Raw genomic sequence first — 21,440 nt, forward strand, 5'->3', positions numbered from 1 at the left:
TTGTTTTGTATTAATTCATAATAGGTTTGGTGTGTCACCACTGACGGATGGTATTCCACTCTTTTTCGAGAATGGCATAAACACAGGTATCTTCATATTTTGGGGAGCCGTCAGGATTGTTTACGAATGTCACAAACTCTTTGAAACATCCTTCGCGGCGCATACCAAGACGTTCGCATAAGCGTTTGGAGTGGATATTGTCATCTTCCACAAATCCATAGATACGCCGTGCGCCCGCCTCCCGGAAAAGATAATCCAACAATCCGGCTGCCGCTTCACAAGCGAATCCTTTGCCTTCAAAACGTTTGTTGAAATGCCACCCCACATTATAAGTGTCCTCATTCTCACGCAAAGCAAACACGTCACCGATAATAAAGTCATCTTTTTTCAGACTCACCGCATAGCGCAGCATGTCTTTCGGGGAATACTGCATATATGCCCATGCCGCCTCTTCGGAACAAAGGCGGTCTCCGGCAAAGCAATTCACACGAGGATTAGAAAGATACTCCAACAATCCTTCGGCATCCTTCTGCTTGAAATTTCGAATGATAATTCGTTCGGTTTCGATATATATTTCCTTTTGCTCCATGTCCTGTGGGATTATTTGCAAAACGTACCAATCAAAAGCGACAAAGCGATTGCCGCAATGACAATTGCTTCAATCGCCATGATTGCAATGAACATATCTATTGACAGCCGTTTAATCGTTTCGATAATCATGTTATTCATTTTTTAGGTGCAAAATTATTTCGTATCCGAGGTCGTAGCAATCGGAATACAATCGAAACAGAGAAAAACACGCCTGAAACAACAAAAATGACTTCCGAAGTATCGGCTATCGTAGATCTTTCAATTTATCGAATCGTATTATCCGGTCAGAGATTACTTGAGATTGCTGCATCCGTAAAAGTTCATCCGCAGATATATGCAAGGTATCACCTTCTATTTTTCTTTTCGGACTGATGGCAATGCCCGGCTTTCGAGGGTCAAGAATGCTTTGACCAATACCGCTCCATCGGAATTTTTCCAGACCGAGTAAATTCAGAAGAGTAGGATATATGTCAATCTGTCCCATAACTTTGAGATAGTGCATCGGAACAGGAGAGTTCAATACTATGAATGGTGTGAACTCGTCTTCGGAAATTATTCCTTTCCCAGCCTTTGTATGGCACAGTTCTTTCCGGTGGTCTGCCAAGCCCTCGTGGTCACCGGTTATTACAACCATTGTACGTTCATATTCGGGACGGTTTTTCAGATATTCCACGAATTTCCCGATAGCTTCGTCTGTATAATGCGCCACTGTCATATAGTCTGCCATGATTTCGGGAACCCGATTAGAGAAATGAACGGTTTTAAGCGATTCGGGCATCTTGAACGGTGAATGACCGGAATAAGTGACCATCTGGATAAATACGTTTTCACCGGAGTGCCAAACTTCTCCTTTTTCAATCTTTTCCATGCATTGGGCAAAAAATGCCTTATCACCCAGTCGCTTCCGATTTCCGAATGTTTCTGTCATTCGGAAATCGGGATAAGAGATAATTGTGTCTATCCCGAAACTCCGTGCCACTGCTCCTTGGTTCCATGTCTTTGTCTTGTCCACCGTGAGAAGATAGTTACGTGCGCCTTTCAGCTCCTTCATAGCTTTGGGCAAAGTGTGGTATGTATTGAAAGGGAAACGGCAACTGTATGCGCCGGTCTGCAATGGCAACAGACCGGCAAGCATAAGCAACTGGGCGTCAATGGAACGCCCTCCGTTGACTTGTGTAAGCACATGGGGCGCATACAGCGTGGATGGCTCTTTGAGGAGCTTGTTAAGGTAAGGTGTGATTTCCTGATTTTCGACCGTAAGATTCAACACCCAACTTTCCAGTGATTCAGCCAAAATAAGGATGCAGTTGTCCCTGCATTCAATGTCCGGTACGGGAACAAGCGGCGGTCTTCCGGAGAGCCAGATATGAATCTCACGCTCCTGTTCTTCTGTAAGTTCGGGCAACTCCTCCGCATAATCAAAATAAAGTGTGCCGAACAGCGTGTAGAGTGGCGGGCCACTGGCGTGTTGATGTGCGGATGACCTCAATGCCCTGTATATCGCAATGAAACCTCCCCGGACGGATAAATTGATACTTAACAGGGCACATGAAAAAATCAGCAATACGAAATATGTCCGTCTGCTAAATCGCAATGTGATTTTCTGCCGGCAACCTATCCGAAATGTAAGGAATACGGTGACGACTGTCGAAATTGGGAACAATAAATCACACCATCGTAACGAAGCGGTCACGCTTGGCAGGAAGTCTGCAAGATTTCCCGCCAACATATAACTTGACAGAGGAATGGCTGAAAAATAGGTACGGTAATACATCAGGTTGGCAACCATCCATATATCCAGCACAGACATGACAAGCACGCCTGCCGCAATATGCCTTGTCAATATATAAGGGACAGACAACAGAAGGGTTGCCACAAAAGCAGTGGCATACGATTCCCAGCATGAAAAAGGTGTAAAGGTGGTGTAATAACACCATATTGCATTGAACAGGAGAAACTTGAAAAATATTCCTGCTACTGGAATGACGGACAGCATCTTGTTGTCCGTGACATCCCTTTCTTGTTTACCAACAGTCATTGGCTAATTCAGTTTAGCGATTCTTCCTAATTATTTTTCACTACACAGAGAACGATAATATCTTGTCTCATAAGATAAAATATATCACCATCAATTATTTTAATCTGGGTTGCTCTCAAAACAGTCCGGATAGTTGCATTCATGCTAAATACGATTCATAATTTTCCTCTTCGTTTTGTCTGCTGTTTTACGATACGACTGTCCCCCATTTCAAATGAATCCGATACGGTTTTTTCTGTATATTTCCTACTTTTTCCACCAAACGTATAAGTGATACCTATGGTGATGTCCTGCATGGGTTCAATGAATCGTGATATATTCGTGAAGTCCTTGGTGCGAGATACCGACTCCCAATACATTTTACCACCATGACCTAAACCGCTCATGCCACTGATAGCCACATCCAGTTTGTCATTGAGGAAGGAGCGTGCGAGTGTTGCGCTTATCATCATCATACCCGAATCGTAACCTTGGAGAGAGTACCGACGCGACATCCATTCCAGATTACTGCTCCATTTCAACTGCCAAGGCAGATTCTGTTGCCACCCCAGATTCAGGTTACCATGCCAACCATAGTTACGGGCATCAATCTCCCGGCTTCGCATGTCACTATAGCCCACCTCTCCATTCAGCATCAAGCGGGTTGAACGTGTCGCATTCCATGAGGCATAAGCATTCAGCGATGTCTTGCGATTTCTGGCTATATTGCCAAAGGTGGTATTTATACGCCCGTCCTTCATTGATGAATACCGGACAATACCATCGTTACTCCATGAATGATTGAGGCTGATTCGCATTGCTAACGTATTTGCCCTCAACGTATGTACAATAGCCAGATTATTTAGATGTTGTGCTTTCAGGTTGGGATTGCCATACGAAAGCTGGGTAGGGTCGGACTTATTGACATATGGGTCGAGTTCATTGATTCTTGGCCGACGTATACGCATGGTGTAGCTCACGCCAAATGTGCTGTTCTCCTTAGCTTTGGCAGTAAGAGAGACGGATGGTACGAGGTCGCCATAGTGAAGCGAGAATTTACTCCCTTCTCCCTTCAGATAGCGTGATTTCTGCCAGGTATGTTCATAGCGAAGGCCCTCCTTCAAGCCCAGCCATCCCCATTGAGCCTCCCATTCGGCATACAGGGCGGCTATGTTTTGAGATTGTCGGTAGTGCATGGCAGCCGCCTTTTGTTCCACGAAACCGCCATTCAAAAAGCGCATTTCGGTAGCCTGACTCTCTCCACGGTCGAAGGAGAACTTCACACCGGTGTTGAGTTGTTGATGCCGGGTAAGCGGAATGGTAAGGTCGGTGGATAGGTGGTGTTGTGTGGTGCGATCACAAATTTCTGTCCGGATGTCCTTCACAGTGGAAGTGATTTCGGGGTGCAAGGAGGTGTCAAGACCATCGTATCTGTTCTCTGTATCATTTCGGTTGGGAGCATGGCTTATCTGATAACTCGCAAACAGCCTGCCCCTGTCACCCCACTGACGTTGGTAATCGATGCCTCCATCTACCGAAATCTCGTTCATATTCATCTTCTGACTACCACTGAAAGCCATCTCCTGTCCCCACATACCGCCTGAGTAAAGATAGGAGGGACGGCTCTTTTCTTTTGTAGCAAACCAAGTCGTGGACATGGAAACATGGAGTGATTGGACGGAATCAATCTCGTATCCCACACCAACTTCGCCCATTGAGAATGGCATTTTCGATGAGGACTTTTGTCGCATCCATTGACGTGTCCCGTTGCCGGTCACCTCCGATTCTACAATGATACCCGTTGAATACATATATTCTCCGTTCAAATTTACGTCATACGACCATTTGCTTTGTTGACCGGAGAGACTGGCGTCAACTCCGTTGCTCAGAATACCTGTCAGAAGGTGTACGGAGCCACTTGTGGCTCCGTCATACCCGTCATCTTCTAATGCCAATGCTTGTTTGGCACCACCTTTCTTGGTGGTGATGCAAAGGACACCTCCAGTTCCCTCTGCATCATACTGGGCACCTGGATTGGTGATAACTTCAATGTTCTTCACGTGACTGGCAGGCATACTGCGTAACGTCTGTTTTGGATTGCGAGTGATGACAGTACTCAATCTTCCGTCCACATAAACCTTGAACTGTGCGGAGCCGTTTACCATGATATTGTTTCGTCCGTCCACGGTCACCATAGGAACCTTGCGCAGTATGTCCAATACACTGCGTGTCTTTGACTCCACATCATTACTCACCTGATAAGTCACCTTGTCGGTTTTTAGTTTGACTATCGGGATCTGATGCACGATGACAACCTCCTCAAGGTGCTGTGTCGGATAAACAACTATCGTATCTGCCTTTTCCTCGATTACCCCCTGTGCACTTACCCCCATAGGTAATCCTATAGCTGTTAGCAGGAATGCCTTTGCCGCCATGCCAATATTTGATTTCTTACTATGCATTTTTGCCAAAATATTTATGTTATCAAAATAACGAACCGTATCCGATTGTCAGCCATATTCTTTCCCCATTTGCTGCTGCCATTAATGTTTGCATTCCAGTAATTTATCCCCAGATAAAACGCAAGATTATCCCACTTCATAATAATTTTCAGAAAACATAAGGATGAAGTGAATACACCGAGCCCACATGTAAATGCAGTCATTAATAATTAATTGGGGGCAACATGATGATCTGAATAAAGACAACGCCTCACAGTATGTCAATATTACTTATTATCCTCTCCGTTTTTATTGACTTTATTTGCTTTTCCTTTGAGGATCTCAGGTTGGTTGGCAAGTATCCACAAAAAATGAGGGAAAGGCAATACCAATTTTACAGTGTTCCCATCTTTTGTTGTTTCCATCTTTTTCTTAAATATAATGTAACTATTATCTTTTGAAAATCGTCCTTTGGGAGAATGCGTTGATAAAACCAGAAGTTCCAACAGTTTTTCAAATAACTCTTGCTCTTCTATGAGTTTCAAAGGAAGTGGATTTTCCATTTTGAACTATTGACGTTATTTAATAGTATATCCAAAACTTAGGTAAGGATACAATAACGGGGTCTTATATAATCCATGTTTATCTCCAAAATTATTACTGACCCTTATCCGTAGCAGCATGAACGGCAATTTGTCATGCAAATAACTAATAAAAAGACAATTGTCAATACGACTCCTTTTTCGATATCCCATTACTCCATTCATTTTTGTTAGCAAACCATAATACATAACAATCCTATTGGAAAGAAAAAATACATGCGTTTCTTCTTCCTTCCCAATAGGATTTTTAACACTTTATTTTACTGTAACTGAAATAGTTCCAGCTTTCTTATCCTTATCAGTAACAGTCACTGAAGTGCTGCCAGCCTTGACACCTTTGATAATAATCTTTCCATCTTTGATTGTGACTGTGGCAATTTTCGTGTCCTTGGCGGTTGCTGTAAAAGGAGCGGAACCACCTTTTACAGTGACAGTCTCTTCCTTCCCGGCAGTTACGGATATAGACTTTTTATCGAAATCAAGTTCGGATGCCATATCTTTGACCATCACAGGAACCTTTCCTGTAAGTTTCTTTGAGTCGGAGATGAGTATGGTCGCTGTACCATTTTTGACACCGGTAATTGTAATAGTGTTCTTGTCTGCTTTAGCTGTTGCAATCTTGCTATCACTTGAGGTCACTGTAAATGGAGCCGTGCCACCGCTTACAGTCACCGTTGCTGTTTTACCGGGAGCCACTTCTACCTTAGAAGGGGTGCACTTGAGATCTGGAACTTTGGGGTCATCGTTCTTATCGCAGGAACCCATGGTTACTGCAAGAACACAGGCGAAAAACGCCATAGTGAATTTGATAAATTTTACTTTTTTCATTGTTCTTTTTTTTAAACCTTGTTGTTTTGTTGAACGCTCTTTTATGCAATTGCAAAACAAAAGTAGTACTTCAGTGTAAGCTCTTCAATTACATTTTATCTAAAACGGCGAAAACAGCATCCGAAACGCCGTATTCATTATTTGAAATAACTTTCTTACGGGTTTTGCAATCTTGTTTTAGATTATCACATAATCATATGAACTTTATTTTATGGGCTGTTTAATAGTCACCGTCACTTGTTCTGCCTTGTTGGACGGATTGTATAGCAAATGGCTGCACGAACTCATACATACCACGCACCCGCATAGCAGAATCCATACTGCAATAATCGTTATTTTGCTTTTTTTCTGTTTCATACTTGTCAATGATTAAAGAATAAACCTTTCAGGATTTGCTGGAACATCCCACCAAAATCAGCGTTTATTTCGCTGCCGTTATGCTTATACGACGGACGTATAATCGGCACAGTCCATTGCTGGTGGAACAAGTTGTTTCCATAACGTCTCATGCCCACATCCATTGACCATCGTTCTGCCAAATCAAAAGACAGATAACCGCCATAATGATAGCCGTCTAAACACCTCTTCGGTTTCATATCCAACAGATAGTATGTACCAAAGAGATGAAGCGATGTTTTGGGATAGAATTTATAGGAAACATCGGCTCCCATTCCGAATGTATTGCTACTCGAACGAGGAATACTCAGTTTGTGCGCATAGAGGCTTATGCCCAATTTCCATCTCTCGTTTGGAGAATATGCCGTTTTAACTTCAGCATAGTTCGATACGCCAACTCCTATGATGTTCTCCTGTCTGCCACGACCCCAAACATTCACCTTGTCAAACCGATGAATAACTCCGCCAACGCGATATTCGCCTTTATGTAAGGATGAACGGTCAACAGGGATTCCTAACGTGTAATCAGGGCGAAAATTCAAAAGCATTTCAGGCTTCTTGTGAATGATACCAAAATGTGGAGACAGAAATGACTTTCCATATTCAAAAGACGGCAGTTTGGTGGTGTCAATGCCCGGTGCAATCCGTTTGGTATGTTCAGGGGACAACATTGGTTTTTCTTGCCCGTACAATCGGGAGCAAACGGACAACATAGCCATGATAATGAGAACCACAATATATGCCGCCAGATTAATACCGCAAATTTTCAATTTCTGTTTCCACATAATGATACTTTAAATCTTAAAGCTAAACTTGAATAGTTTTATATTAAAATTCATATTCAATGGAATCTTTTATTTCTTTTTCTTCCAAATGAAAGACTAAATTGAATTGGAATTTTCCTTTATTCTCTGGCTCTTTTTTGAATTTTAAAACAAGGGTTGGTGCAATAAGCTTCGTATTTCTATTATTTATTTTCGTAAGTTCATCTTTCAGCATCTTTGCTCCTTCAATTCCCCAATATTCTGTCATATCTATATATTGTCCAACATCTTTATCTTCTTTCTTATAACCACTTTGTATGTAATCATAATAAGAAATATACCTACATTCTATCAAATCTGAAATATCACTTCCAGCAGGATGCGATGCATCAAAATTCTCGACAGTGTAGACTTCAATCTTGTATATACTATCATTAATTGCCGTACGTGGTCCATCAATAGTATATCTATTATAAGATAAATCATTGTAATATATTGATAAAGCATCAAAACTCCTACCAGAAGTAATCAAATCCCCCTTAAACGTGATTTTAATTCCTGAATTCATTTTTGATATGACAATAGATTCGGGTGTCAAATAACCAGTAACAAATGTTTTATTGAATGTAGCACCTGTTGGTGCATCTTCTTTTTCTTTAGAGTAGCAGAACAAACAACAGAGTGCCCCAACCATCATGATATACGTGAAAACTTTCATGGCTTTTGTCATTTGCGAATACCTATTTCAGAACATATAAGCGCAAGATGCCACAAATGTCCTGTTCTTGTTGTCCACACCACTCTTGTTTATATTCTTCATCCCCCAATCATACCCAATGGAAAGCTGGATATGGCGGGCAATCTCCGTTCCGGCACGGAATCCCAGCCCCCAATCGAAGCGATTAAGCATCTTGTCACTGAACACATTGCCTACCATCTCTTTTGTCGTGGCAGTTCCCTTATCGGGAGTGATGGTTTCTTTTGCTTTACCAAACAGGCCGATGTTAAAATATGGTCCAGCGTTGATGAACAAACTGACGTTCCGTCCTACGGGAAACTTGTAACCGATATGGATGGGAATATTCAGGTAGTAAGGGGTACACTTATTGTCTGAAGTATAGCCAGATGATGGTTTGTCCGGTTTTTCGCCTGCAGAGGGGTTATAGTTACCGTCGTAATAGTATCCCGGACTCTTCCAGCCATGTGAAGAGAGCATCAATCCGAAGTCCATGTAAAGGCCTTTTGTCACTATAGGAAGACCAAGTTCTCCCTTTACACCGACATGAAAACCGGACTGAGATTTGTAACCACTTGGAGAACTGAGATTGTAACCTCCCGTTATTCCCACTCTGAAATCTTGTGCTTTCGCCACCATGCAGAATGGCAGGGCGAGAAGCAATGTCAATAGAATTTTCTTCATACAAAAATCATTTATAAAAAAACAAATAAGTTACTTTTCATGCCTCATGGTCTCATTATGTGCCAATATGTACATACAATATAACTGGCCGAATGTACGCTTGGACAAACGTAAATCATCTTCGTTCTCAACATCTAATTTATGGAAGCCTTGGCTATCTTTTACTATATGCTTTATAAAGCGTCGTTTTGCGATTTCCCATTTAAGGAACAGGCCATCGTCCAAAGAAGGGGGCAAACTCAATTTCTTCTCAATATTCCAAAAATCAATATCAATATAGATGCTATCATTCTTTCTGATACGTTCTTGGAAACTGTGATTATGTATAGCTATTGCTTTCTTCTCTTTCTCTTGTGACGTATGAGGATAATGTAAAGTTATGCTATCTCCTTTCTGGATAGAATACAGATCAAAATCATACCTGTCATCCAACAAATAAATTTTCACCTCATCATCACTAAAGCTGTATCCGACAATCGCAGACGTTGCAATGTTCCTCTCTTCATATTTTTTTTGCAAATCCGTTGTTAAATCGACATTTGCAATAGCTAACACATAGCAAGTATCTAAAGAATTGTTTTCAAACAATTCTTTAGATTCAGCTCTCTGATAGACAAGACACAAAAGTAAGCAGAATACTATATTGGCATGTCTTCTCAAAAAACTTAAATGTTTCATGCTACTTAAAAATTTGGTTGATTCAGACTTTATCATGCGGTATTTACCCTATATGGATGCAAAATTACCCGTGTTGCTTTGGCTGTAACAGTAAAATTCGGCTGAAACGGATAAATTTATATCTGAACCGCCCAAATAGGCGGTTTATTTTGAAAAACAGATTTTCTAAATGGTATTTCGGCAAACATAAAGTGCAACTCCATCCGTTTCAACATTCATTTTCATCACTTCAATGGTGATTTTATCCGTTTCAGTCGGTTTTATCCTATCAACTAAAGATGTAAATCCCTATTTTTGCGGAATATGAAGTAACTTTGTATCTGATATGGCCAACGAGAATATAAAAATAATGAATTGGAAGAACGGTCTGTTGTTATCAACCGTTTCCTATATGCTCTACCTCATTCTGTGGTTTATACTCGATGATGAAACCGCCGGCCAATTACCGGAGATGGCAATAGCCGATTATATCATCGATTATCTGTTGTGTATGCTGTTTACCTACATCTCTTTAGGATTTTCCTTTTTGGTCTTTAGGGTATTGCCATTTAGGACATCTTATGTGTGGGTGATTGTCTATGCTTCCTGCCTTTTTACCCTGAACAACGTTGTCGCATTCGGCATGATTTCTTTGTTCAACTTCTTATGGGGTGAAAACGGCAACGGGCTTCTTGACGAGCTCCTCAACATGAAAGGCGCATATACTTTTGCCATGATTTCCACATTCTTGTCAAGCGTCTATGCCAACACGTTCTATCTTCAGTCTTACATCAAGGCACGCAACGAGAAACAGGCACTTGAAATGGCACTGATGAAAGAAAAGGAGATAGCCTTGCAGTCACAGCTCAATTCCCTGAAACTGCAAATCAATCCGCATTTCATGTTCAACAACTTCAACAATCTGCTGGAGCTGATTGAGGAGGATAGCGGACTTGCCGGAAAATTCCTGAGCAATCTGTCGAAAGCATACCGATACATCATCACCAACTTGGACCGAAACCTGATACCTGTCGCGGACGAAATCAAGTTTCTTGATTCATACTTGTACTTGATGAAAGTGCGCCACGACGAAGGTGTCATTGCAAAAGTAAGTCCGGGCGTCAGACAATGCAAAGGTTTTCTTCCACCGGCTGTATTGCAGCTTCTTGTGGAAAACGCAATAAAACATAACAGCTTTTCATCTGAACATCCGCTGGTCATCGACATAAAGCTGTCCGATGATTATATAACAGTCAGCAATCTTAAGTCACCTTTGATGTCCCCAATCGAATCAACCGGTTTAGGACTTAAAAATATCACAGAACGATACGCTTTGCTTTGTGATAAAAAGGTCAAGATAGAGAATGCCGAAAACTTCTATTCGGTAAGTCTGCCCATCATAAAAAACACCATCCCCTATGAACATACTGATTCTTGAAGACGAGCCACGCAATGCCAAACGCCTCATAAGGCTGCTGAACGACATTGACAGAACATTTATTGTCGAAGGCCCTCTTGCCAGCATCAAAGAGACGGTCGAATTCTTTCAATCCGGCAAAACCACAAACCTCATTCTGGCGGATATCCGTTTGACTGACGGTTTGAGTTTCGAAGCTCTAAAATATGCCCCGGCAACCATACCCATCATATTTACCACCGCATACGACGAATATGCGGTACAAGCATTCAAGTTCAACAGTTTCGACTATCTTCTGAAACCGTTGGATTCGGATGAACTTGAAGCGGCCATTGACAAGGCGGCCAAAGCCGGTAAGAATTACACCGACGAAAACCTACAGCAGCTTTTCGATGCCTTACAGAAGAACAAGTTCCGTTATCGGGAGCGTTTCTTGCTTCCTTACCGTGACGGATATAAGACCGTGCGCGTTTCGGACATCAACCACATCGAAACAGAAAACAAGATTGTATATCTCCGTCTTAACAACGGCACTTCCGAAGTGGTCAATGTGTCAATGGATGAACTTGAACACCAACTGAATCCCGACTATTTCTTCCGGGCAAACCGCCAATATATTATCAATGTAGAGCACGTTTTGTTCCTCGGTAATTATTTTGGAGGAAAGTTGATTGTCCGTTTGAAAGGTTATCCGAAAACGGAAATACAAGTGAGTAAGGAAAAGGCGCAGAGGCTTAAGGAATGGATTGACAGGTAATTATTAACATGTGCGTAAAGTGAAATTATGTTCGTTTAGATTTGATTCTTACAAAATTTGCATTTGGCTCATCCTCTTTTAAACAAGTTATATCATTATCGGATTCACTTTCATCGTTTCTAAATTAAGGAACAGCCCGTGATGTTCCAACATCCCGTTACGGAACATCTTCCAAAGGATATTGCATCCGAGTTGTGCCAGTGTGGAGTTGATGAACAAGTCCTGCTTTTCCAACGCCTCCGCCAAGGAGCAGCTCGGTCCTGAATCCGCCTCCTTCACCCTCGCGTATTTCACGAACCGGGTAATGACCTTCAACGAATCGACAGTCTTGTACAACTCGGAAGCGGGCTGTTTTATTTTCTTGGGTATGGTTCCCAACACAACCTGACCCGTACTTTGTGTGTTCCCGAAATCCATCCAGTAAAGCGGTGTTTCGTAATCACGGTAATTCGAGGTGGGCACGGCTTTCAATACGTTCCATAAGTCAAGCCGTGACTTGATGTTGTCGGTACAGGTGACGGTGATATTCGCCATGTCATCCCGTCTGGCATCTTTCAGCACGGTCGGGAAAATATCCGGTACCGCTTTCCAGTCATTGCCGAAGAAATTGTTCACTCGGGTAATCAGGCATTGCGCCTTGTTCAGTCCAAGGTCGGAACAGCCGAAAAGCTGGCGACCGATGTTGGCATCCGTCACTATGTCCGGGTCATAAAGTGTCACGAACAATCCCGGATGTCCGAGTGCCCGCAATGTCACGTCCAGCCGTGCCAGACAGGTCAATACCTGCGAGCCGGTTCCTCCCGCGCCGATCAGGTTCACCGTGACCGGGTGCTGCGGGTTCAGCAGATAGTTATCTATGTAGTGTACTCTTTTCATTTCAATATATCTTTCAATTTCAAGTTATTCAAAGGTTTCAGTTCGTCGAGGTTGAAAGGCTTGTCCTTTGCGGCCTTTGTCACCAATATCAGGTTTGATCTGGTCGGGTTGCCCCCTCCGCCCAGGTGTGAAAACTCCGTCAGCCAGAACTTCTTCTCCCAATACTCCAACAGGTTTTTGTAGGTCAAATCTCTCGGCTTGTCTATTTTAGCGGAACCCAGACAGACATTTGCCCCTGTCACGTTGAAGAACGGTGCGGCATAAAGCTCCGTCTTTTCCGTCAGTTTCTTGTCCTTGTAAGCATATATACTCAACGAACTGCCACCTGCCACGTAAATGACTCCCGGCAGGTTGTATTTTGCATTCTCTACTTGAAGGGATTCCTTGAAAAACATCATCCGTTTCTGTGGGGAGTTGTACCAGATATACCTCTCACTGCCCTTGCGCGGGTCGCACCACAGCATATTGGGCGGAATCCTTCCGTATGGCGTGGTGCTGTGGCTTTCGGAATAACCGCGCACCAGTTCGTTCATGAAATCCACCGTGACGGGCCGGCCTTCTCCCATCATTCCGTTATCGTCTATATCCCTTATCTCAACAAAATAGTTGTTGTCAGAGGCATAAGAGTTGTCTTTCTCGCCTGAATAGGCAATCAACGCCGCCCTCGGATGGAGCAGCGTCCTCAATTTTTGGGTAAGTTCATTCGTTTCCAACATAATTCAACTGATTAAAGATATGAATTCGTCCGCCCACCGAAAGAACCGTTCCGGGTAATCGTCCATGCTGAACAGTTCTTCGGTATCGGGCGACAGGTCAAGGGCAGTCACCGGAGTGATGTCGTAGGTCTCCCTGCTACAGGAATTGTAATAGTCAACGAGATAGTCGGATACAATGTCGTTGATGTCATACACGACCCTTATCTGCTGTTGCAGGTACATCGGGTGGAAGTCCGGATTCTCCGAGTAATAGGCGTCATAAGCGTATTGCATGATGCCCCGTGCAGGCGTCAGAAACGGGAGACCCCGTTTCATCGCATCGACCAAAGGCTGTTCAAACCCGTTTTGGGGTTCGTATGTATCCAGTGCTTTCGGCAGGTTCTTGTAGTAGGATTTCGATTCCACCCGTTTGAGCAGCCTGCCGATTTTCCCTTCCTGATAGGAGTCCAGCAGTTTCATGCGTTCTTTCCACTCCTCCGGGTCGCTGCCGTCATCCTCCGAAAGCATTTCAAACAAAAAGTCCGATTCTTCGTAATCCACGAATGTATCAATGCCGTTTGCTTTCATCAGTTTATGGATAAAGGTAATGGCAATCCTCCTTAAAATGGGATTGAGCGATTCCAGAAACTTCACCGGGAAGTAGTACAGCGTGAAACTTCCCCACTTGTGGTATTTCCACAGCCGGAAGAAAAGCCTGCCGGCTTCCTGCTCGATGTTGACATGCAGTTCGTCACCGACAAGCGTGTTCATTTCATCGTACAGATTGGCGATGCCTTCCCCGATACTGTTTCCTGGCATGTGTACGCCCTCCTTCTGCAATAGCAGGGAATACCTGAAATACGAATCACGCAGGAATTCGTAGTTATCCCGCGTGATTACGTTTATACTGTTGCATTCGCCGCTGTCGTAACAATCCACGGTAAGATTATTCTGTGCCAGCGGTATGAAGGCTGTGCTTAGAAAAGAATTACGGCCCCGCTTGGAGCCGCAATCCGTTCTTCCCTGTTCACGCCGTACCGTACATTCCTCCGCGTCTGGCCGATGATGAGCCTCGCCAGCTGCCTTGACTGTTGTTCGTCCAATGGTACACATGGTTTCCTTTTCTTGTTGTTCTTTTTCTTTCGTTCCTTCTTCATGCTTCCTATCCTTTGGTCCCGATGGTGGTCTTGAACTCGTACACGGCTTTGTCGTCCTTGATGACCGGTCCATGTACCGTTGCCGTTGTCAGCTCCGGGTAGAAGTTGGAGTAATAGCTCATGACCATTTCGGGGCTGTCCGACGGGTTGGGATCATCGAGCGTTACCATTCCGCTGCCTTTCTTGAATGTGAATGAGCGTGCCATTCCTGTTACTTCGAGTGCCATAATCTTATACTGCTTGATATTGTGAGACATGATTTTCTAACATGGACTGCGGAAAATCGGGATATTCCTCGTAATCCTCCGGACGGTAATTGGGTTCATCCTCTCCGGCGTGATAATGTGGGGAGAGTTCTTCAGGGTGCTGTACCGGCTCCTGCCAATGTGTCCCATGGTATCCCCCGTGTGCGGGTTGTGGAGCCTGTTGCGGTACTGGCTGCTGTCCCATATAGGGTTGCGGTTGTGGCTGGGCGTAATATTGTGCCGGTCCCTGCGGCGGTTGTTGCGGTGGCCACATTGTCTGCTGTTGCTGAGGATTGGCTGCCGGTCTCTGCTGTCCGCCAGGAGCCTGAGCCGCCATCGGTCTCTGTGCCTGCGGTTGCTGAGGATACTGTGGAGCCTGCCGCGGTTGTTGGACTGGTGCGGCTGCCGGTTGTGCCTGCGGCTGTTGTGGCTGCGGAGCCGGTTCTTCCATCAGTTCAAACAGACTGCCCTTGTTCATCGCCTTTGTCTGTTCCGCCACCATCTCGTCAATCTTCTTCTGGTCCTGCGGTTTGGCGTAAAGACGTGCCTGTCCGAGTGCGGTAACCGCCTCCTTGTGGTTCTTGGCAGCGATCAGTTCCTCCGCTTTCTTGAAATGTTTCTCGTACTTCTCCCGCTTCTCCTTTTCCTCCTTCGTCTCCTTCGCTTTGGTCTCCTTTGCCGCCTTGCTCTCGGACGCTGCCTTCTCAGCCTGCGCCTCGAACTGCGCCATGTTGGAAATCAGTCCGGTAGTCTTCTGTATAGGACGTGCTACGGCTTGTAGGAAGCCTGCGTCCAGTTCCTGCGGATGCCCGCTGACGGTCAGTGGTACGAGGTGGTTCTGGGCTTCGTCCTTCAGCCCGTTCGACTTCGGCAGTAAGGATACTGTCAGTTGTCCGTTCGCTTTGCGGATGACAAGCGTGAGATCCACGCCTTCGGTCATCATCTGGTGGATTGCTGTAAAAAACATAATTTGATGTATTAAAAGTTATTACTGGGTTTTATTCTTCACTGAACAGTTTGGCCAGCAGCCTGTTCCTGTCGGGATGGCGGCTGATTTCCAGAATCGGGTTCAACAGGGTGGAGATGTGTACCGGCCCTGTCGTCCCCCGTGGCGGGAACTTGACGGCAGGTTCGGGTTCCACCGTCCTTTTTCTTCTCGTTACCGGCATGGGCATCCTCATGGGAGCCGGCGGTGCGCTTGTTGCAAATGCTTGGTTCATGTCTCTTTATTTTTTTTAATTGTGAATATTCGGGCTTTGGCAGCCCGTGAACTACAAGGGCCCGACGGCAGATGCCTTCGGTAAGGCAAGGTTTTCGGGAAAAATACCGCAAGCCTCCGGCGAGGATGATTTTTTCCGAAACCGCAAGGCTTGACCTTGCCGTCCGAACAAAGGCATTTGCCAACTTTGCCCGGTAGTTTCCGGTATGCCAAGTCTGTGTTTTCATCCCTTTTCCTTTTATTCCTGTCGTTATGGTTTCCGGTTCCACAGAGGGCGGAAAACAAAAAGAGCCGTCCCGGAAGACAGCTCTGTTCTGTAAGGTTCCACTTGATTTTGTATGGCAGTTATGTTTCATGGTCAAATATTGTCAGGATACCAGAAAACTGAGTATGCAGAAAAGTATGGCCGCAGCCACCAGAAGGCAAGCTATCCGGTACAGGAACCTGAAGAATCCCCTAAAACACACGATGGCTACCGCAGCCCACACGGGGGATATGCCCCGTGTGTACATATAACTGAACACGATGAAGGCTGCAAAGCCCAATGCGATGGTCCGTACCCATCTGTTCGCTTGAATCTTGTCGATATATTCCCTTGTTTTCATGACATTCCGGTATTAACGGGTGAAACAGTCTTTTCCAATTTCAAGGGCCGGGATGCGTACCGCCTCCACAGGCAAGGTTTTCGGAGGAAAATACCGGAGCGGCGCGAGGATGATTTTCCCCGAAACCCGGAGGGCCTGACCTTGCCGGTGGAAAAAGGCGGTGCGCTACCTTTGCCCGCGAATTGGAATGACGGTGTTATTTTTTCTTTCCGTTCCCGGTTTTCGGGAACGAGAATACCGTGTTGTATTCCGCATCGAAGGTGACGGCGGCATCGAACGGTACACCTTTCTTTCCCTTGAACCCCTTGATGAGTCTGGTGGTGCCGGAGGAGAAAAGCTGTTCCATGTGGGTGTCGGTCAGTTCCTTGTTCAGAATACGGCGGAACACCAGCAGCCCGCACCCGTCATGGTCGCACCTGGCCACTTTGGAACGGAGGATGATTTTTCCCGTCTTGCACTTGGGGCAGGTGAATGCCCTTTCCTGCATCGCCGGAAAATCCAGACGCAGGATCTCTTCGGTTGCCCTGCGGGTGTAATCCAGGATGGACTGCATGAAGGTTTCCGTATCGAGGGTATGCCTCTCCACCTGCGCCAGGGTCTTCTCCCAGCTTCCCGTCAGTTCCACGTCCGCCACACGCATGTCCTTCACCGCCTCATAGATATACATCCCTTTTTCGGTCGGGATGATGCTTTTGCCGGAGCGGGCGATATAGTCACGTTTGATAAGGGTGGTAATGATGGCGGCACGGGTGGCGGGTGTGCCTATGCCCAATTCCTTGATAGCCTCCTTTGCCTGTTCGTCCGTGATGTTTTTCCCGCAGGTCTCCATCGCCGCCAGCAGGGTGGCCTCCGTGTACAGCGGCTTGGGTAGGGTCTTCTTCTGCGCCATCCCGTGTCCCATGACCGGAACAGTCTCGCCTTCGGCAAACTCCGCCGTCCCCCCGTCACGTTCCGGCTCGTCCTTCTCCCTGTCCTCCTTTCTGGCGAACACGCCGCGCCAGCCCGGTCTGACAATGGAGGAAGAGCGGGAACGGAACGCCATTCCCTCGCAGGCACATTCCATGACCAAAAGTTCCTTCTCGCAGGGTGGCGAGAATGCTTCCAGCATCCTTCCGGCTATCAGGGTGTAAACGGTAGATTCCGCCTCGGACAACCCTTCGGGTGAAATGCCCGTGATAATCAGGGCATGGTGGTCGGTCACTTTCGTGTCATCCACGCTGCGGGTATTCAGATCGGACATGTCGAAAGACTGTCCGTATTCCCTGAATTCCGGCATGGAAACCACTTTTCCCAGCAAGGAAGGAATGTGCCGCATGACATCCTCCGGGATATGGCGGCTTCCCGTCCTCGGATAAGAAATAAGCTTCTTTTCATACAAGGATTGGGCGATGGAGAGGGTCTTCTCCGCTGTCAGGTCATAATGGACGTTGCAATCTTTCTGGAGCGTGGTCAGGTCGTACAGAAGCGGGGCCTGTTGGAAAGTCCTCTTGTGTTCCGACCCAGTGACTGTCGCCACAGAACCGGAAGTGATTTTCCGGTATGCCGCCTCTGCCGCATCCTTTTCCTTGAACTCTTCCGTGTGGATGAACATGCGGTGCGCGTCCTGCCGTTTCAGCGTGAGGTGCAGCTGCCAGTAAGGGGTGGAGACGAAATTCCGGTTCTCCTTGAAGCGGGCACAGACCATGGCGAGCGTCGGGGTCTGTACACGTCCTATGGAGTTGTTCGCCGAGCCGGAGGCTACCGCCAGGGCACGGCTCGCGTTCATGCCCACCAGCCAGTCCGCCTTTGCCCGGCAGTCGGCGGCGGCATACAGGCTGTCGTAGTCGCTGCCGTCCCGGAGGTTCGCCAAACCCTCGCGGATGGCCTCGTCGGTGAGAGAGGAGATCCACAGGCGTTTGAACGGTTTGGTATAGCCTAAGTAGGAATATATCCAGCGGAAGATAAGTTCCCCTTCACGGGCACAGTCGGTAGCCACGATGATGCTGTCGCACCGGTCGAACACGCTGTCGATGATTTTCAGTTGTTTGGCGGCGGCGATGTCCGTCACCATCCCTTTGTCCGTCCTGACCTGGCGGGACACCAGACGGAACGGGTCCGGCAGCATCGGGAGGTTTTCGGCGGAGGTTTTCGTGTAGCCATACGCACCGGGCATGGCGAGCGACACCAGGTGTCCCAACGCCCACGTGACCATATACCCGTTACCTGTACAGTAGCCGTCTTTCTTGTCGGTAGCCCCGACCACACGGGCTATATCCATGCCGACACTCGGTTTTTCTGCAATGATTGCTTTCATGTTCGGATAAAATTTAAGCCGTTCCCCGCTACCGGAACCGGAAAACGGGAAACGGCGGTTTGACATTTTTTACTTGTTATAATGGATGAGCGTTTGTCAGGCCACCGGCTTGACACCGAGGATTTCAATCAGTGCCCCGTCGTCCTTGCGCACCAGTTGCAGGGTGGCGTCCATCACCACGTCCACGCCCAGCAGCACGAGGCTGAGTGACATCACTCCTGTCTTTTCTCCCTTGAGCAACGTATCAAGTTCCCCCGACATTTCCAGCTCGTCCTTCAGGATCCCGATTCCCGCGAGTTCTTCCCAGTTCACGTCTTCCGCCTTGAATGGCGTGTTGTTTTTATTGTTTACGTTCATATTTCTGTTTTTTTGATTTGACATTCATTCTGATTCACGCTCAGGCAATGCTTGCCCCCTTGGACTTGCGGCCAGCCTGTTCCTGTCCCTGCTTCTGGGCGTTCGCCACCACGTTGCGCTGCGATGCGTCACGCTTGCGGTCCGGGTTCTCGTTATAGAAGTCCAGCCTGCCCTGGTTGAAGTTCGCCTTGACATACTGCGAGATGGTCTTTCCATCGTAGCCTTTGATGCCCTCGACCAGTACCGCCTTGCCGCTCTGGAGGTCGGCACGCTGGTTTCTCGTCAGTTTTACGTCCCATACCTTTTCCGGTATCTTGAACTCGGCACGCTGCTCGAAGCCGTCCGGCGTGCGTGAGTAGCTCAGGCGTCCCGTTTCCAAATCCGCCTTGATGAAGGAGGAGAACTCCTCGCCCTTGCGGTTCACCATGTCGTTGAGGAAGATGACTTTGCCCTCGCGCAGTTGTTGCTGTTCCTCGGCGGTGATTTTCACGCCGCCTATTTCATTCGGGATGTAAATTTCACGCGCTCCCTCCGGGGAATCGGGATTGTAGCGTGTGTAGGAAGGTCTGCCCGTGGCCTCGTCCAGCTTGACATACGAGGAGAACAACTCACCGTCCTTGCGCTCCATACCCTCCACGAAGATGGCCTTGCCCGCGTTGAGGTCTTCAATCTGCTGCTTGGTAAGTTCCACTCCGCCCAGCGACTGTCGGTTGAAGAGTTTGTCGTTCTCGAAGATGTATTCGATGCCCCTGCGTTCGGCGTTGACCTGGATGTGGGCGTCGAACTCCTTGCCGTTATTGGAAATCATGCCTTCGATGAACACTTTCTTGCCTTCCCGCAGGTCGTTGATTTCCTGGTCGGTCAGTTTCACACCTTTGATTTCTTGCGGGATGTAGGCGTTTTCCGCGCGCATGGCGACCACCTCGTTGGTGAGCTTGTCGATGCTGATGAAAGAAGGGATGTATTCGCCGTTGCGCCCTTTCAGTTCCACCACACGCCCCATGTTGCCTGTCTCCAACAGGTTCTTCTTGTCCTCTTCGGAGAAGATGTGACCGAAGTACGGGCGTTCGAGTTCGGGTTTCTGGCGGATGCCGTGGATACCTAATACGATAGGGCCTCCCACGGACTGCTGGAATGACAGTCGTGCATCGGTACGTAATACGGCGGAGCCGAAATTCATGCTGATGGGTACCACCTGGTTGGTCTTGTAGCCCCTGAGCATCTGGTCAAGGAGACCGCGCTCCATGAGGTATTCACGGGAAAGTCCGAAATTCTTCAGTTCCTCCCAGTTGATCATGGACTCGTTGTAGCGGTACTTGGGTTGCTGCGTGCCGTCACCTTGGGTGGCCTGCTGCTGTGTCTCATTTTTCTTTGCCATTTCTTCTTGATTTTGATTGTTGATACTTTGGTTTTCCTTGTCGCGTGGAACGATTTCGTATTTTTTGAGGAAGTCTTCCACGGCTTTTGTCTGCTTTCCGGCGGCGAGGTCTTCGATGGCCTGCTTCACTTCCGGGCTGTCCAGCGTATCCGCCTTGACGGAGAGGATGCCGAAACGGGTCGGGTCTTTGAGCTGGCTCCAGAAGTTTTTCACGAAATTCTCGAACATGTTGGCGTACCGGTCGATTTTCAGGAAGGAGTTGCTGTGTTCCTTGTCTGCCGGAACGGTGCTGTATTTCCCGTCCTTTCCGATTTTTGACACCGCCTGTAAAATCAGTTCCATCTTGTCGAGTATGAACACGATGTCACTCATCTGTTCGTTCTCGCTCACTTGCGGCTTCAGGGGTTCGTCCCTCACATTTTTCTTTGCCATAACTTTGAGTTTTTAGAGTTGATAACTACTATTGTCACCGCAAATATATATAGCAAAATTTGATAAATAATTGGTTTACAACACGTTGTACTACACATTACATCGCTTGTCATCACGTTTCACCGCAGGGGTGACAGCACGAGGACAAAAAAAGGGAAAAACGGAAGAAAAAGGGCGGAACAAGGTACGGGGAGGCATAGAGAAACCGAGGCAGGGAAAGGGGACGAAGTAGAAAAAAGGAAACCTGTATTATGCAGAGTTGAGAGCGAGCTGCTTTTGTCCCCACTTCCTTG

Annotated in this window: 22 protein-coding genes; 2 read left to right on the top strand and 20 right to left on the bottom strand. The window is 46.6% G+C overall.

Annotated features, from left to right (window positions below; all coding sequences use genetic code 11):
* Positions 1-34: 34 nt before the first annotated feature.
* The 10 genes from A4V03_RS15435 to A4V03_RS15485 form a co-directional block, all read right to left on the bottom strand.
* Positions 35-574 carry a GNAT family N-acetyltransferase gene (locus tag A4V03_RS15435; protein ID WP_084081210.1) on the bottom strand — a complete coding sequence of 180 codons (540 nt, stop codon included), beginning with the start codon at positions 572-574 and terminating at the stop codon, positions 35-37.
* A gap of 261 nt (positions 575-835) precedes the next feature.
* Complete coding sequence (locus tag A4V03_RS15440) at positions 836-2,629, bottom strand: LTA synthase family protein (RefSeq protein WP_032560190.1); 1,794 nt, start codon at positions 2,627-2,629, stop codon at positions 836-838.
* A gap of 155 nt (positions 2,630-2,784) precedes the next feature.
* Positions 2,785-5,070: an outer membrane beta-barrel family protein gene (locus A4V03_RS15445; protein ID WP_065539544.1), complete on the bottom strand. Its 2,286-nt coding sequence runs from the start codon at positions 5,068-5,070 to the stop codon at positions 2,785-2,787.
* A 266-nt stretch (positions 5,071-5,336) separates the two neighbouring features.
* Positions 5,337-5,612, bottom strand: a complete 276-nt coding sequence (locus A4V03_RS15455) for a hypothetical protein (RefSeq protein WP_007655485.1) — start codon at positions 5,610-5,612, stop codon at positions 5,337-5,339.
* A 294-nt stretch (positions 5,613-5,906) separates the two neighbouring features.
* Positions 5,907-6,479 carry an Ig-like domain-containing protein gene (locus A4V03_RS15465; protein ID WP_007655484.1) on the bottom strand — a complete coding sequence of 191 codons (573 nt, stop codon included), beginning with the start codon at positions 6,477-6,479 and terminating at the stop codon, positions 5,907-5,909.
* 204 nt (positions 6,480-6,683) lie between these two features.
* Positions 6,684-6,836, bottom strand: coding sequence for a hypothetical protein (locus A4V03_RS21050; protein ID WP_167371343.1), 153 nt, complete (start codon positions 6,834-6,836; stop codon positions 6,684-6,686).
* A 5-nt stretch (positions 6,837-6,841) separates the two neighbouring features.
* Positions 6,842-7,660 carry a hypothetical protein gene (locus A4V03_RS15470; RefSeq protein WP_016270803.1) on the bottom strand — a complete coding sequence of 273 codons (819 nt, stop codon included), beginning with the start codon at positions 7,658-7,660 and terminating at the stop codon, positions 6,842-6,844.
* 43 nt (positions 7,661-7,703) lie between these two features.
* Positions 7,704-8,369 carry a DUF5034 domain-containing protein gene (locus A4V03_RS15475; protein ID WP_032934843.1) on the bottom strand — a complete coding sequence of 222 codons (666 nt, stop codon included), beginning with the start codon at positions 8,367-8,369 and terminating at the stop codon, positions 7,704-7,706.
* Between the two features lie 15 nt (positions 8,370-8,384).
* Complete coding sequence (locus A4V03_RS15480; protein ID WP_016270801.1) at positions 8,385-9,059, bottom strand: porin family protein; 675 nt, start codon at positions 9,057-9,059, stop codon at positions 8,385-8,387.
* Between the two features lie 30 nt (positions 9,060-9,089).
* Complete coding sequence (locus A4V03_RS15485) at positions 9,090-9,737, bottom strand: hypothetical protein (RefSeq protein ID WP_032934842.1); 648 nt, start codon at positions 9,735-9,737, stop codon at positions 9,090-9,092.
* Between the two features lie 325 nt (positions 9,738-10,062).
* On the opposite strand from A4V03_RS15485, the gene A4V03_RS15490 reads away from it, so the two are divergent.
* Positions 10,063-11,154: a sensor histidine kinase gene (locus A4V03_RS15490; protein WP_065539545.1), complete on the top strand. Its 1,092-nt coding sequence runs from the start codon at positions 10,063-10,065 to the stop codon at positions 11,152-11,154.
* Positions 11,135-11,890, top strand: coding sequence for a LytR/AlgR family response regulator transcription factor (locus A4V03_RS15495; protein WP_008766690.1), 756 nt, complete (start codon positions 11,135-11,137; stop codon positions 11,888-11,890). The genes A4V03_RS15490 and A4V03_RS15495 overlap by 20 nt, the downstream gene beginning before the upstream one ends.
* A gap of 87 nt (positions 11,891-11,977) precedes the next feature.
* Here the strand turns inward: A4V03_RS15495 and A4V03_RS15500 are convergent, their stop codons facing one another.
* The 10 genes from A4V03_RS15500 to A4V03_RS15550 form a co-directional block, all read right to left on the bottom strand.
* Positions 11,978-12,766 (bottom strand): PRTRC system ThiF family protein, encoded by a 789-nt coding sequence (locus tag A4V03_RS15500; RefSeq protein WP_008766689.1) that lies wholly within the window; start codon positions 12,764-12,766, stop codon positions 11,978-11,980.
* Positions 12,763-13,482, bottom strand: coding sequence for a prokaryotic E2 ligase family D protein (locus A4V03_RS15505; RefSeq protein ID WP_008766688.1), 720 nt, complete (start codon positions 13,480-13,482; stop codon positions 12,763-12,765). The genes A4V03_RS15500 and A4V03_RS15505 overlap by 4 nt, the downstream gene beginning before the upstream one ends.
* 3 nt (positions 13,483-13,485) lie before the next feature.
* Positions 13,486-14,574, bottom strand: a complete 1,089-nt coding sequence (locus A4V03_RS15510) for a hypothetical protein (RefSeq protein WP_008766687.1) — start codon at positions 14,572-14,574, stop codon at positions 13,486-13,488.
* 49 nt (positions 14,575-14,623) lie between these two features.
* Positions 14,624-14,845, bottom strand: coding sequence for a PRTRC system protein C (locus A4V03_RS15515; protein ID WP_008766686.1), 222 nt, complete (start codon positions 14,843-14,845; stop codon positions 14,624-14,626).
* A gap of 4 nt (positions 14,846-14,849) precedes the next feature.
* Positions 14,850-15,830: a PRTRC system protein E gene (locus tag A4V03_RS15520; protein ID WP_008766685.1), complete on the bottom strand. Its 981-nt coding sequence runs from the start codon at positions 15,828-15,830 to the stop codon at positions 14,850-14,852.
* 31 nt (positions 15,831-15,861) lie between these two features.
* Positions 15,862-16,083, bottom strand: coding sequence for a hypothetical protein (locus A4V03_RS15525; RefSeq protein WP_025076690.1), 222 nt, complete (start codon positions 16,081-16,083; stop codon positions 15,862-15,864).
* Positions 16,084-16,450: 367 nt separating this feature from the next.
* Positions 16,451-16,687 carry a hypothetical protein gene (locus A4V03_RS15535; RefSeq protein ID WP_008766683.1) on the bottom strand — a complete coding sequence of 79 codons (237 nt, stop codon included), beginning with the start codon at positions 16,685-16,687 and terminating at the stop codon, positions 16,451-16,453.
* Positions 16,688-16,883: 196 nt separating this feature from the next.
* A complete protein-coding gene (locus A4V03_RS15540; RefSeq protein ID WP_032585083.1) occupies positions 16,884-18,980 on the bottom strand; it encodes a type IA DNA topoisomerase in 2,097 nt (698 codons plus the stop codon).
* 96 nt (positions 18,981-19,076) lie between these two features.
* Positions 19,077-19,337, bottom strand: coding sequence for a DUF4099 domain-containing protein (locus A4V03_RS15545; RefSeq protein WP_008766681.1), 261 nt, complete (start codon positions 19,335-19,337; stop codon positions 19,077-19,079).
* A gap of 40 nt (positions 19,338-19,377) precedes the next feature.
* Entirely contained in the window at positions 19,378-21,147 is a 1,770-nt protein-coding gene (locus A4V03_RS15550) for a DUF3945 domain-containing protein (RefSeq protein ID WP_008766680.1), read from the bottom strand.
* Positions 21,148-21,440 lie beyond the last annotated feature (293 nt).

This window comes from Bacteroides caecimuris, from assembly GCF_001688725.2.
In the GTDB taxonomy this organism is placed as follows: domain Bacteria; phylum Bacteroidota; class Bacteroidia; order Bacteroidales; family Bacteroidaceae; genus Bacteroides; species Bacteroides caecimuris.